12 protein-coding genes are annotated in these 14,710 nt (G+C 37.5%); 1 reads left to right on the forward strand and 11 read right to left on the reverse strand.

Translation table 11 applies throughout. The annotated features are described in order from the left end of the window. Positions 1-122 precede the first annotated feature (122 nt). The 6 genes from CXF71_RS20875 to CXF71_RS20900 form a co-directional block, all read right to left on the reverse strand. On the reverse strand, positions 123-4,343 hold the full coding sequence (locus CXF71_RS20875) for a LamG domain-containing protein (RefSeq protein ID WP_101234833.1): 4,221 nt from the start codon (positions 4,341-4,343) through the stop codon (positions 123-125). Between the two features lie 169 nt (positions 4,344-4,512). Next, positions 4,513-5,022 carry a hypothetical protein gene (locus CXF71_RS20880; protein ID WP_101234834.1) on the reverse strand — a complete coding sequence of 170 codons (510 nt, stop codon included), beginning with the start codon at positions 5,020-5,022 and terminating at the stop codon, positions 4,513-4,515. A gap of 146 nt (positions 5,023-5,168) precedes the next feature. Then, positions 5,169-5,741, reverse strand: a complete 573-nt coding sequence (locus CXF71_RS20885) for a hypothetical protein (RefSeq protein WP_101234835.1) — start codon at positions 5,739-5,741, stop codon at positions 5,169-5,171. Positions 5,742-5,914: 173 nt separating this feature from the next. Continuing rightward, positions 5,915-6,796: a prepilin-type N-terminal cleavage/methylation domain-containing protein gene (locus CXF71_RS20890; protein ID WP_101234836.1), complete on the reverse strand. Its 882-nt coding sequence runs from the start codon at positions 6,794-6,796 to the stop codon at positions 5,915-5,917. Continuing rightward, on the reverse strand, positions 6,796-7,353 hold the full coding sequence (locus tag CXF71_RS20895; protein ID WP_101234837.1) for a prepilin-type N-terminal cleavage/methylation domain-containing protein: 558 nt from the start codon (positions 7,351-7,353) through the stop codon (positions 6,796-6,798). Before CXF71_RS20895 ends, CXF71_RS20890 begins: the two co-directional genes overlap by 1 nt. Next, positions 7,334-7,852 carry a prepilin-type N-terminal cleavage/methylation domain-containing protein gene (locus CXF71_RS20900; RefSeq protein ID WP_101234838.1) on the reverse strand — a complete coding sequence of 173 codons (519 nt, stop codon included), beginning with the start codon at positions 7,850-7,852 and terminating at the stop codon, positions 7,334-7,336. Before CXF71_RS20900 ends, CXF71_RS20895 begins: the two co-directional genes overlap by 20 nt. 137 nt (positions 7,853-7,989) lie before the next feature. On the opposite strand from CXF71_RS20900, the gene CXF71_RS20905 reads away from it, so the two are divergent. Further along, positions 7,990-9,693: a PglL family O-oligosaccharyltransferase gene (locus CXF71_RS20905; RefSeq protein WP_101234839.1), complete on the forward strand. Its 1,704-nt coding sequence runs from the start codon at positions 7,990-7,992 to the stop codon at positions 9,691-9,693. Between the two features lie 91 nt (positions 9,694-9,784). On the opposite strand, the gene CXF71_RS21865 is transcribed toward CXF71_RS20905, so the two are convergent. The 5 genes from CXF71_RS21865 to CXF71_RS20930 form a co-directional block, all read right to left on the reverse strand. Continuing rightward, a complete protein-coding gene (locus CXF71_RS21865) occupies positions 9,785-10,261 on the reverse strand; it encodes a type II secretion system protein (protein WP_269800830.1) in 477 nt (158 codons plus the stop codon). A gap of 50 nt (positions 10,262-10,311) precedes the next feature. After that, positions 10,312-11,001 (reverse strand): prepilin-type N-terminal cleavage/methylation domain-containing protein, encoded by a 690-nt coding sequence (locus CXF71_RS20915; protein WP_101234840.1) that lies wholly within the window; start codon positions 10,999-11,001, stop codon positions 10,312-10,314. 207 nt (positions 11,002-11,208) lie between these two features. After that, entirely contained in the window at positions 11,209-11,700 is a 492-nt protein-coding gene (locus CXF71_RS20920; RefSeq protein WP_101234841.1) for a hypothetical protein, read from the reverse strand. A gap of 11 nt (positions 11,701-11,711) precedes the next feature. Further along, a complete protein-coding gene (locus CXF71_RS20925; protein ID WP_101234842.1) occupies positions 11,712-12,941 on the reverse strand; it encodes a type II secretion system F family protein in 1,230 nt (409 codons plus the stop codon). A gap of 53 nt (positions 12,942-12,994) precedes the next feature. After that, the gene (locus CXF71_RS20930) at positions 12,995-14,707 is read right to left on the reverse strand and encodes a GspE/PulE family protein (RefSeq protein WP_101234843.1); all 1,713 of its coding nucleotides are present in this window, start codon (positions 14,705-14,707) and stop codon (positions 12,995-12,997) included. Positions 14,708-14,710: the final 3 nt, after the last annotated feature.

The raw sequence follows: 14,710 nt of genomic DNA on the forward strand, positions 1-14,710 counted from the left end.
TATATATTTAATTACGGCAAGTACATTATGCTGATTTTTAGCCGTATTTATTTAAGGGCAAAAAACGAAAAATGAGACTAGAGTCTCATTTTAATTTTTTATTCTTAACAAGCACTTTTGAACTAGTTTGTTTTTTCTATTTCACGCTGATAAATAATGCGGTCATTGCCACGATATATACCAAAGGTAGCAATCCCTCGTGGATTATCATTAAACAAACCATCAACTCCTTCGGTGTCATACGCCCAATCATATTGTAACCAATCACTGATATTATAGATAACACCTACCTGACCCGTGTTAACACCCTTTATGCTATCAGTTGGCGCTTCTAATATTATATCGCGTGTTTCACCCAAAGGTAATTCATCAGAAAACTTGCCTGGCACTATAACTTGTACGGGCGTTAATGCCGGGTCTAGGCTGATATTACTTAAAGATATATTGTTATAATCATAGGTAGTACACGTATCGTTTTTACTTAGTACGTAACCATCATCGGTATAATAATTAACGGATAACGTTTGTGGTAAATCCGAAGTATCGGGACCATAGCTATTTGCCAGTTGAGCACGACCAAAACGAATTAATTTCCCAGAAGGTTTTAAAGTAAGGATTAGGCCGTTAGCGCTATCCAGATCATAATCTTGTGCTGCCACAGAATCGCTATCAATAATTGACACCATAGACAAATCTATATCGCTAGTGAATTCATTAACTTCACTATTTTCTTCATGTGCATACACAAAGTTATCATCATCATGATAACTATAGCTAATAACACCTTTTACTCCTGTAAAATTAGCATCGTCTAAATTAGCGGTTAAACGTACTAAGTTAGTAGTATCTTTACCCATTCGACTGGTATCAGTGACGGGAGCTAACGTTGATACACTGGGTACAGCGAAGTTGGGCACCATTAAACGTTGAAAACTTGTTAATGATAGTTTTAAGAAATCATCAATATAGTTTTGTGTTAATACATCATCTTTATTCCTTGCCTCAATAACAAAAGATGGTGTAGTCAAGTAACTTAATGCCCCTTTTGTTGGACTGCCTGATAACATTTGACCGCTATAAACAAACGGTAATTCTGTTGAGTCACCCACACTACAAGTCCCTGTTAATATTCCATCAGCAATACTCGTTATAGTAAAGTGACTGGGGATAAAGCGACCGACATAAGGTGTATTTCCTTCAATGCTAACACCCGCAGCTAAATAGTCTTCTTTGAGAGCTTGTAAAGAGATAATGCCCACTTCATCATAGGTAGCAATATCTACTTGGCTACCAAAAGTAAATTCAGCTCCTGTTTCTACACTCAACGTTCCATCTATGTCTGACGTAGGCAGTAACTGCGTATGAGACAAATTCGATAAACTGACATCAATAAAATTATTTGTCGTTGCGTTAGTCGTTAAATCTTCACCTTGATCTGCTAGGCCATTAGCATTTGCGTCATCACCCGTTTTCCACGCTACTGCTCGTGTGTTTATACGTATTTCATCTGCCGCAACGGTAAATACATCTTCTTCTCCACCACTACCATCTGTTGCCGCAGGGTTTACTTTATAAGCGGTATCACCCGTTGGTAAGTTTTTATCAACGAATAAATCAAAAGCGAATGGACGTACAATAATAGGATTTGAAGTACCTTTAATAAAATCTCCCGAAGGATTTCCTTCATCATCTGGTAATTCATAACGCGCATTTAAAACAATAGAACCTGCATTAGGGTAAGTAAAAATATATTCAGCACTGTTTTGTGGAAGATCACTGAAATCTAAGGTAACACCACTAAAGGGTAAGTCGTCAAATGCAGTTCCACTTACTGCAGTATCTATATCAGTACCCGAAATATTGACTGATTGTGAGCCACTAATTGGGCTTTGATAACTTGCTGCCATATCGATAACGGCTACATCCGCAGGATCACCAATCAATAAAGGTATACATGCACTTGGGTCCAGAGGATCTGCTTTCACTGCTTCAATTCTAAGCGTGTCAGCATTAAAACCAATATCCGATGGTTTACCTGATAACTGAAGCGGTAATGCAGTACCACTTTTATCTGCCACAAAGCGAAAACCTGCATCAACAAAAGTTACATCACAATCTGTTGGTGAACCATTGATGCACTCAAACGTTTGATCAAGACTCAGTGTAGCAATACCCAGCTTAGTATAACGATAGTCAATATTAACCTCACCACCAACAATAGTAACTTCTTTAGTTAATACAGGGTTGTTTCCTTCACTTACGGTGAGTGATACGAGAAAGTTATCGTGATTAAGGGTATTACATGAGGCATCACTGCAAGCACGTAAGGTTACAGTATCAACTTCACAGGTTAATCCTTGCCCATTGAGGGCATCTATTTCAAAGTGATCGATAAAACTTTCACAGGGATGTCTTTCCTCAAAAATATCATAGACTTCTGTATCCGATAAAGCCCCATCATATATTTTTACTTCATCAATATAACCCTCGAAATATCTACCATTAAAACCTTGATCTTGTCCTATTTGTAGTGGGTCGTTATTTGTATTTAACAGGCCTAAATGATCATTATCACCTGCAACTTGTCCGTTTACGTAAATATATTGCTGACCGCTTTTATAAGTTATAGCTATGTGATACCACTTATTAAGCTCAACAATAACAGCATTATCAGTTCTGAAATTATCCGTGTCCCACCACCAAAAAATCTTACCTGCGGAATCAACATGAAACTCATAATTTTCATCTTTAGATAGAATAGACATTAAATTGTTGCCCGTGGGAAGTCTTGTTGGATAAATCCACGTGGTAATTGTGAGTTCATCTGTAAAATCTAAGGCATCATCATCATCAACTTGAACATACTCCCTGCGACCGTCGTCAAATGTACCATAACCACAAGTACCAAGAGGTCCAGGGAGTGCAGGGGTAATATTATCTGTTTTTGCACCTCGAATAGCGGTACCATGGAGAGAATTTCTCACTTGATTAACGACCTCATTGGAAGTTCCATTCCAAGCAAGTTCATCCATCTGATAATATGCAATAAGTAGAGAGCTACAGTCATGGGTTTCACTTGCTACAACTCTAACCTCAGCACCAGTTAACGCGCCGTCATAAACCCTAACTTCATCAATACGTCCTTCAAAGAAGAATGCGCCATTAGGTAAATTATCCCATGAAATCTCTCCGCCAATATCTAAAGTTGTATCGTTAGTATCCAATATTCCTGTATTGTTACCGGTATCAGTTTGCACACCATTAATGTAAAAACGCTGAACGCCATCAGTGTAAGTAATTGCTACATGACTCCAAGTATCAATTGGGACAGAGGTAAAAGTACTAACACTTTTACCTACACCACCAGAGTTATATTGAAAAAGTAAGGTATTACCAGCCCCAAGTGAAAGTTGATAATTATTTTTATTTGAGTTCCTTCGAGCTTTACTGACAATAACTTGTTGCGCTGCTTTAGTTGGATATACCCATGCGGTTATTGTCAAACTATCAGACATATCTAATAGGTCATTATCAGGAATTGAGACATGAGCATCTACGCCATCAAACTCCCCATATCCACAAGTTCCAGGACTTCCAGTAAGTGCCGAAAAAGCATCATTCGTATTTGCTCCGTTGAGCGACTGCCCATTATTGCCATTACCTGTATTATCTACCACTTCAGCAACAGAGCCATCCCACAAGGTTTCTTCCAGGCGATAGTCAACGACGAGAGCAGCACCACTAGACCCATCATTCCCACCACCAGGCGTAGCTGGATACTCATTTAAGTTTTTTGATTCAAGCCACTCACCTGTACCATCCGGTTTTCTGAGTAAAATTTTAGTACCGTTTGTTATATCATTAGGAATTGGGAAAACATATTCCAATTCATTGTAACCGCACTGATCTGGGAGTGGGACTGGGAAATTTTGACCTGAATAATTACCAACTTGGATATAATCGATGAATTGACCTGATTTATCGAGTAAAGATAAATCAAAGCCATCCTGAAAGTCGATGAAACCTTTATCAATTATAGGGTCTTCAACCCATATCCATTGTGTTGCATCATTCATATCTGCAACTGAAATGTCCTTACATTCCGAGGATTGGTTATTACCATTTCCCTCATCATGACAAATTCTAATAGTCCATTGGTCATATATTACTGAAGAAATAGCTAAATCAAGTAACTCAATTTCAATAAATACCCCGCCGTTACCACCTTCTTTCATGATTTCATTCAAAGTCGCATTACCTGAATGCGCTGAGCAAACTGCAAGCACTTTTACACTAATGAGTGAAAAAAATAAGACGATATAAATTGGTAAAAGCTTATTCATTGAGATTAGACCTAAACTATAAAAATATTTGATGATAATGCAGATACAACAAAGGTAACGATAAGTACCTAAAAATGCAATATGAGGACTAGTAACTTATAATTTTTACATCTTCCTCACCCAAAAGAAGCAGAGAGAAAGCAATCATTAAGAACTGGAAATAGAGTTATCACAAACTCCTCGCTTCAACTTGAATGGTACGACTGCTTTTAACAAGTACTTTGCTACTAGCTTCCATAGTACCGCTGCCGCATTGACCTGTACTGCTTATACGGTAGTAATTCGTTCCATCGAGACCTGTATGATACTTTTCACAGCTTGTTGATGCTGTGCAATCATAAAGCCCGGGAATATCTTCATTCAAACTTGTCTGTAAGTCATAGTCCTTGTCAATAAATGCTATATCACAAGATGTCGAAGAAGTAACATTAAGAGGAAATAGTAATTGTAGTTCAGCTTGCATAGCAGAATTTGCCGCCATATAAGCGCGAGTACCTAAGACTTCTTGTGATACTGTCTCACTACTGGTTGAGATCATACGCATCAATATACTGCCTAATAGGGTTAAAATGATAATAACAAACAGAGCCAGTATTAGAGAACTACCTTGCTGCTTAACGATAAACGGTAAGTTGTTGAGCGCTTTATTTTTAGAGAATTGTCGATAACGAATAGGCATATTGGCGTAAGGCTATAATTCATATGGCAGTTGTTAGTACAAAGGTAACGCTAAGCGCCTATTTTTGCAATATAAAGCATAAAAAAAGCCCCGTAGAACGGGGCTTTGATTGGAGTACTTCTTTGCTTGACGCTGTTTTGAAAAAACTAAGCTGATTTTCTTTTTGTCATGGTTTGCAAAATAATTAAAGCAGTCGCAAAAATGATGATAGTTAGTGGCTCAGGAATAGGCTTAGGGGCAGGACCTTGTGTTAGTGAATCACGAACATAGAATGTATCGAACCAATAGTTATCTGGCACACTCCAAGGGTCATAACTTAGTACAGTACCTTCACGAAAGTTTCCACTGATATCTTTTGCACTAAAATCAGTAGTACTTAACGTATAATCATCTGCTCTATTGATGTTGAAAAATCGTGCTGCATTTTTATAACTACTATCTGATCTTCGAAAGGAAGCAGAAGTTATATTATCTCTAAAAAAATCGAATTCAGTAGTTGTTGCTTCTCTCCAACCAAGAACTTCAGGGGCAAGTAATTGATTATACGTAACTCCATCCTCAATATAAAATTCTACATTGTAATCTGATGCCCATACCCAATCTAATTCAATACCGGAATGATCTACTGTAATGTAGTCATTGTCAGTTAACAGCGTGCCATGAGAGTAGCTGGTTGTTAATAAGCATAAAACTAATATTAAATTTTTTAATAACTTCAAAGTTTAATCCCTTTTAGAAATATTTTTACAAGTGTTACCATATAGAGACAGAATGCAAAAAACGAGCCATCAAACCTAACCAACTAATTATTATATGTTTATTATATAACACTATAGAAACCACAGTGATACTGTAAAAAGAACTGACACAGAAATGACAACTCTAGAATATATTATGGAACATTATTAATATGAACTTCATGGTCAAATACATAATTTTCCTCATTCCGAGTAAAGTTAAGGTGGATTTGAACAACTGCATTTCTAGTTAAGGTACTATGGACATACTTGAAAGGAAGATGTCCACTGATATCTGCAATAACATGCTCTGCCATTAATGATGGGCTACTTCCACCAGGTATTGTTAAGTTTCCGCCAATACTACTGTTATATCTGATAATACGAGTAGCTAATACACAATATTTAACTTGTCTATTAGCAATGTATAACCGATGAGTAGGAGAGTCTTCAATAAAATGAACATCATCGGTATTAAGCAAGTTTATTTGCCAAATATTAGGTGTTTCAACGACGTTATCAATAGCAAAAACCTTTCCTACATCATCATCATGCGGGTCGTAAACATCTGTATGATGTAATGGGTAAACCATTGCTAAATGATCACAACCATCCATACTATCACACTCATAAGAGGTACCATTATCCTTTTCAAATGGAATAACTGAAACCACCTTACTCGCGAGTTCTGGGGCTACAGGTATATCGGTATATACTGTGCTGGCGATAATAGGTATAAATTCAATACATTGCATTTTATCATTGCTAGACTCTCCAATACGGATACTATTGGGTACGGCATTACGTAACTCTCGAGTTAATCGTTCTGTCACAAAACGAGCATTACTTATTAATCCATCACGATTAGTAGCATTTAAATAAGTTTGTGTTGATAAGGTAATAAACCCACTGATGCCCACAGCCATAATGCCTAATATGATAATGACTAAGATTAGCTCTATTAAGGTAAAACCTTGAGCACGCTTTAAGCTTTTATTATTACGTGTCATTTGATGCTTTGACTTGAAGGAAGTCATTAAAAATTAGCCTTATGACTGGTAAACTCAATGGCTGTACCTAATGGTGTTGTCACAGCAACAGTTATACGTTTGACTAAACCGTTAGCCAAACCTAAATCAGCCCCTGCATAAATGACCGCTACATTGATAGTGAATTCATTATAACTATTATCAATAGAGTCGTTAGTAGAGTTTACCCGATCACTGAAACCATCAAAATCATCAACATCATCAAATAAATTACGATTTGTTTCTCCATCACCTGTGTCTGGACCAAAATCAGCTTCAGCTGTACAGTTGTTTGTTCCATCATCTGGCTCACCGCATCTTGCACGACCACCAGTCATGTCAGAGTTATTATCAAACGCACGGCTAGTAATATCACTCATCAAACTCTGCGCAAGCTCTGAAGCTTTAATTTGCAAAACATTATCAGCACTTTTTTCTTCTGCCGGCGCTATCAAGGTACTGACTATCGCTAATGATATGGTTAATACCATAATGCCAACAATAAGCTCAATTAAAGTAAAACCTTGTTGAAGCCTAAATTGAAATCTAAGGGGAGTCGAATGCATGAATATAACCCTCCGGTTCTATGGTAATAGTTAGGTTCTGCTCACTTGGATGGATGATATTAATTTCGCAACCATCATCACAATTAAAAGTAGGTCGCCCCATCCAGTCAAAACCAACTTTCTTCGGGTTAACATTTCCATCAATATTAAAGGTAATTTGATAACGACTATCAACTAAGTGCCCCGTGGCATCAGGGATCCAATCTTCAATAGGGTTTGGTGTATCAAAAGTAATATTATCGCAATCAGTTCTGTCAGGCACACCATAACGAGGATAATCTTTGTCAAAAACAATTTGGTGGCAATAACCATCGCTAGAATTTGTTTGTTGCATAGCGCGCTGTTGGGTTAAACGTAAAGCTGAAATGAGTTGTGCTCTATGGGTATGTGCTTCATAGCTGGAAGTACCATCAAACTTAGGGGCAACTGACACAGCTAAAATGCCAATAAGAATGATCACAACAATCAATTCTATTAAGGAAAAACCTTTGTTATTCATTTTGCTTCTCTATTGCTACTGACAAAAATTTCAACAAAAAACGCCTAAACTGACATGCAAAAATATACCTAATATCTTACAACACTTTAGCGATAGATTGTATACTCAATCATCGCATTTTCTGGCCATAATATATTTTGACTTTATTACCTTATTTTAAATTTCTTCTCGTACTTTATTTTATTGTTGGTATGCATGTTATTTTTGATACTCCTGGTGGTGTAGGTTTATATTTCTCCTACAATATTTTTGCATGGTTAATCACCTCAATACTCATTGCGCTAGGGCTATGGCAAATTACACTTAACAAGAGAATTTACTATAGTAAAATGCTGTTATGGTTATCTTTAGGTTGTGTATTTTTAGTCATTCCTGTCTTTTATGATTTTGAATTTACCGATCATGCAATTCCACGTATTCTCGCTTTAATTGGTGGTTTACTTTTCCTATTTTCACTCTATCAATTTCAGCTATCAAAACTTGATGCCTTACACTTACTTAGCTTAATTTTACTGGCAGTCCTTATTGAAGCGTGTTTTGGCTTGATGCAGTTTTTTATTTTCGAAGAAGGTGACTGGGGAGGATACATCGTTGGTAGCAGCAGGCCACATGGTGTGTTTTTGCAACCCAATGTAATGGCGAGTTTTATGGCAACAGGCTTAGCTATTGCATTATTTCTTTCGATCAAAAAATCACTATTTAAAAACAGGTTGGCATTTAAATGCCTCATTACCTTTAGCCTTTTTGTTACTAGTTTCTTGTTAATCTTACTGCAATCCCGAACTGGTTTTGTCGGAGCATTAGCCGTGCTTTTACTTTCTGCACCTTATTTATATAAGAAGAATAGAAAACAATTTACCATTAATATTGCCATAGTTGTGATTGCCACATTAAGTGCATTTATAAGCCTTGAACACTCTGATATCCCTGTACGTGGCAGTCAAGTTTATGAAAACGTAGGAGCACGGGATGTAATTTTTATTGTCAGTGTCGATATGATTAAAGAAAAGCCTTTGTTGGGTTATGGGTATGGGGGCTTTGAGCGTGGTTTTATTGACCATTTCAATCATTATGCTATTGAACACCCTGAGATTGGTAATACCTTAACTCGGTTATCTCACCCACATAATGAAGTGCTTTTTTGGGTTGTTGAAGGTGGGGTTGTTGCCCTACTTGCCTTTGTCTTTTTTACCATTGGCTATATAACAACTTGGCTAAGACTTCCTTTTAAAAAAGGCTTAGTTTTATTGGGATTGATATTCCCCATACTGTTACATAGTCAATTGGAATTTCCTTTTTACAGTTCAGTTAGCCATTGGCTAGTCTTTTTGATTATGCTTTGGGTACTCGATCGTTATTCTTTAGCCGAAGATGAAGAGTCAGACTATATAGATTGTCCACAAACTTTTTTGATCCGCTTTTTCGCACTGTTAATTCCAGCTATTTTCGTGCCTTTTTTATTAACCGCATTGCATACCGCTGACATATTAGTTGAACATGAGAAAAGTCCGAAAAAATCATTAGAAAGATTTAATGACATTATTAACCCCATCGCTTGGCAGAGCCGTTTAGACGCAGCTGTTTATGCACACATTCTTATTGCTGGCATACGTGAGCATGATGTAGTTAAACTTAAAAGCTATCTGTATTGGGCACTAAAGCGCATCAAACATAAACCTAGACCTATACTTTATAAAAATTCTTTACTGATATTAAGGGCTTTAAATCAAGTAGAAGCATGTAAATTATTACTTAAAGAGGCGCAGCGTACTTATCCGCAAGAGGAAAACTGGAATGATAGTCTTTTAGAGGAAAAAACTCCCACTATTGATGCAAAATAAGACTTTTAGTGTAAACACCAAGCCGCAAATTTTAGACACAAAAAAGCCGAGCTAAGCTCGGCTTTCATTTATCAACTAACTATAAAATAGATTAACATTCGTCTGTGTTACTGTTAATCACTGGTTTGGTATTTTTAGCAGTAGACTCGTTATAGGTAGCCACACAAGTTGTTGGTGTAGTTACACCTTTATAAGAGTATGTTGCTGATGTCGCTGTTGCAGCTTCAGTAAAAGTAAAAACAGCATCACTAGATGATACATCGATATCCATTAACAAGTTAATTGACTCTTTGTCTGGGTAACCATTTACAAAAGTGATATTGGCTCCTGCAATGCTTAATGGACCGACTTCAGTTCCTGCAACTAATGCTTTGGCATGAGCCATATCAGCCGCTGAGTTCAATGAACCTTCCACAGCTTTGATTACAGATGCTTTAGCGTCACCAGTTAAATCAATAAACTTAGGTGCAGCTGTTACCGCTAAAATACCCAATATAACAATGACTACGACCAATTCAATTAAGGTAAAACCCTTTTGGCTTGTTTTAATATTCATACTACTTTTCATGCTTCTTCCTCAATTTACGAACGAATTTAATTAAAATATTTAAGATTATTTTACGGTTGTTTATCATTTATATAAATAATGACTGAGCTATTTGCTGGCTGATAAGTAAAACTATTACCTACCTCCGTTAACGGCGATGGAGCAATATAGGCTCCGGTACTGTTACGAGATAATGTTTCTTTCAAGTGGTAATGGCATAATGTCGATGAACCGCTGCCGGTTACATTGGCTAAGTAACGAAAACCACCATCAGCATTAATATCAGCAACACTACTCGCAAGTGACGGCGGTTGCTGTAACAAACTATTCCATACGCTAATACAATCAGCTATTGCCATGGTTTTAGCATTAATACCGGCACCACTGTTAGTACCAACAATATAGCCAGGGCTAATAGTTGGAGAAGATGTACGATCTTCACTGGTTAAATAGACGATAGTTCCGTCATAATTAACCATGTTTATATTATTAGTATCTTTTGGGCGAGCTTCAGCTTCCCATTGTGAGCGCGCTAACGATACCCCAGTAGCAAAACCGCCTGCCATGCCTTCAATATTGGCCTGTTTAGCTTGTTCAGTGAGATCAACGAATTTTGGAATAGCAGTTGCAGCTAGAAAACCTAAAATAACAACAACAATAACCAATTCAATTAAGGTAAAACCTGTCTGTTTTGGCGCACGCAAACCTGTCTGTAACCGACTATTGAGAATAATACTTGGATGGAAAATATTTTTTATCATTGAGATAACCTTCTTTATCAGTTGACGCTTTAAGTTTTACTCTGTGAGCGTTAGCCCAAACTCTGTATTTAACTGATCTTGGCTTGAATAATAACATTATGATTCAGGGCTAACCAGATTTCAATACTGAATTAATGTAATTACTTGTACACGCTAAATAAATTACTATTTAAACCTCAATTCAACATCACTATCTACTATAGCAAATTAATTAACCTGCTTTACCTTCCCTGTATCAGTACGATAATCAAAAGATTGCCCGTTAGCAATACTATAACGGCATAAACGCCCGTTTTTAATAGCTTTATTGTGAATTTCAATCGCTATTACTACCGATTTAACTACCTGCAATGGCATTGCTAATGTTTGCTGCCAAATATTATGACAGGCTAAACTAGTATGGTTATTATCAATCCAACCAAACCTATTAACATTAACATACTGCTTTTCATTACTACTCAATCGACTCAACACGACAACATTAGGTTGTTCATCCATTAACCATTGACCATGAACTACGTTCACTTTACTGGTAAAACTTTGCGCTAAACCGACAAAAACGGTATTCGTTATTTTTTCTTGCTGACTAAAAAAAAGGTCTATTAACAGTTTCATCAGTACTGCAACGATTATTATTACTATTAAAAATTCAATGATTGAAGCTTGCTTTTTCTCAGTAGCACTGGGTGTTTTTTCCATGATTATTACTGCTAACCTTTCATGGCTGAGGCCATATCCCACATAGGAGTAAAAATACCTAATGCTAATACCAACACCATAACAGCAACAACCACTAAGAGTAGCGGTTCAATTCTTGCTGTTAGGGTTGCCAAGTCATAATCAACTTCTCGCTCGTAATAATCACCTACCTCGGTGAGTAATTCATCCACTCGTCCAGTTTCTTCACCTACCGCTACCATCTGCAATACTAAAGGCGTAAATAAGGCACTGGCAACAGCAGAACGTAATAAGCTATCGCCACTTTCAATACCTTGGCGCATAGCGGAAATCTTTTTCTGCATATAACTATTATCAACCGCCTCAGCCACTAGCGTTAAACCTGTGGTCATAGGAACACCTGCTTTTAATACTATAGCAAAACTATGGGCGAAACGGGCCAATATAGAACGTTCGATAATACTGCCAATAATAGGTATTTTTATCTTACGCCTGTCCCACTGATATCGTCCTTTCTCTGTCTTTAGAGATTCTTTAATCATGAAAATAATCATAAAAATGGCAATTAACATGTAGTGCCAATAATTTATAAATAAGTTGGAGCTGGCAATAATAAACTGCGTGGCAAGCGGAAGATCAGCCCCTAACCGAGAAAACATATCGGCAAATGTCGGAATAACAAAAATATTTAAAATAACCATAGCTGCAGAGATGGCAATAAGTACCATACTAGGATAGCGCAACGCCGCTTTAATACGTTTACGGGTATCTAATTCACGTTCGAGGTAAGAGGTTAACTTAAAAAATGCCTGGTCTAGCTGACCAGTATTTTCACCTACATGGACTAAAGAGACAAAAAGATGATCAAAAATCTTAGGGTGATTATTTAATGCCGAAGAAAAAGTATAACCCCCTTCAAGTTGCTTACCTATATCTGTTAATGCCTTTTTGAGCGCTGATGAATTAGCCGATTCAATCATGCCATTAATTGAGCGTAATATCGGTACACCTGAGCGCATAAGAGCATACATCTGGCGACAAAAAACAATTAACTCTTCTAGTGAGACCCTACCATTATTAAGTAATTCAAAAACATCTACACTCGCGCCACTAGTACTACCTTCCGGCACGGCGACAATAGAAATAGGGGTAATCCCCTTTTTAAATAATTTTTCCGCGGCAATATCTACATTGGCAGCTTCAATGTTGTCTTTTACTTGGCTACCGCTGGCATTTCGCCCTGTATAATTAAATGACGCCATAAAACTCTCTATGTTCTAACATACGTTATTTGCCTAAATTTCTGTATGGTTGATTAATTAATATCAATAGTTTCAACTAGACGTAATACTTCTTCGACAGTAGTAGTACCTTGCACTGCATAATCAAAAGCCGCTTTCGCTAAAGGGGTAAAACTAGGGCTTGCCTTAGCTAACTTAGCAAATAATTCACTGTCATTGCGTTTTAATGCGGACATCATACCTTCATTCATTTCAAGTAACTCAAACACACCTACTCGGCCTTTATAGCCGGTATATTGACAGGTTTGACAGCCTTTTCCCTGCATAAATTGGCTATTTCTTGCCTGCTCGCCTGCTAAGTTAGTTAACCAAAACAGTTCCTGTTCATCTGCTTGATATTCAATGGCACATGAGTCACACACTCTACGGACAAGTCGTTGAGCTACAACCGCTCTCAGTGCACTACCCACTAAAAACCCTGCTGCGCCCATATCAATTAAACGTAAAGCACTTGTTATCGCATCATTGGTATGCAAGGTAGATAAGACTAAGTGACCCGTTATTGCGCCTCGTAAACCTATTTCTACCGTTTCTTGGTCTCGCATTTCACCCACCATCATAATGTCGGGATCTTGGCGAAGTGCAGTACGTAAAATACTTGAAAAAGTTAAACCTATCTTAGTGTTAATTTGAACTTGGTTAATTCGGGGTAAGCGATACTCAACCGGATCTTCAACGGTAATTATTTTCTTGCTCGCTTCATTCAATTCACTTAACGCGGCATATAATGTTGTAGTTTTACCACTACCCGTAGGGCCAGTAACTAAAACCATGCCATGTGGACGATGAATTTGTAAGCGCACACGCTTAACAATATCAGCCGGCATACCCGTTTGCTCTAATGATAAAAGACCCGCAGATTGGTCTAATAAACGCATTACTACCGATTCGCCGTATTGAACTGGCATTGTAGACATACGTACATCAATGTTATGACCACTGATATCTAAATTGAAACGACCATCTTGTGGAATACGTTTTTCGGATATATCAAGACCAGCCATCAACTTAAGTCGCAACACCATGGCAGAGGCAATTTTATTTTCTTTGAGGATTTTTTCCTGTAAGACACCATCAATACGCTGACGGATACGCAGTTGATGCTCTTCCGGTTCAATGTGAATATCTGAAGCGCGCATTTGTACTGCATCTTCAAATACTGATTGCAATAACTTACCTACGGTTGCATCGCCGCCTTCATCAAGAAAGGTCGTAGAAAGATCAAAGCTAGAAGATTCTTCATACTCTTCCTCTAACTGACTGGCGAAAGATTCTATTTCAGCCGTTCTACGGTATAAGCTATCGAAGGCATCAAAAATCTGTGACTCCAAAACTACCGCCAGTTCAATGCGTTTAGGCGATAACATTCGTTCAAGCTGATCTAAGCCACTTAAATCTGCAGGATCACTCATTCCTAATAAGACTGAAGCGCCTTTGTCTTCAATAATTAAGGCTCTTAAACGTCTGGCATGAACTTCTGGCAGTAAACTAGCAACATTAGGTGATATTTTATGTTGCGAAATATCCATAAAGGGTACATCTAATTGCTGTGCCAAAAACTGTAACAATTGTCTTTCAGATAAAGAATTAAGCTCAATTAAGGTGTCACCGAGCTTACGACCCGTTTGCTTTTGACTTGATAACGCTTGCATAAGTTGCTCATTGGATATGATGTTCTCATGAACCAATAAGTCACCTAAACGCATCTTTAATTTGGGTGCTGCCATAAT

Source organism: Colwellia sp. 12G3 (assembly GCF_002836775.1).
Taxonomy (GTDB): Bacteria; Pseudomonadota; Gammaproteobacteria; order Enterobacterales; family Alteromonadaceae; genus Colwellia.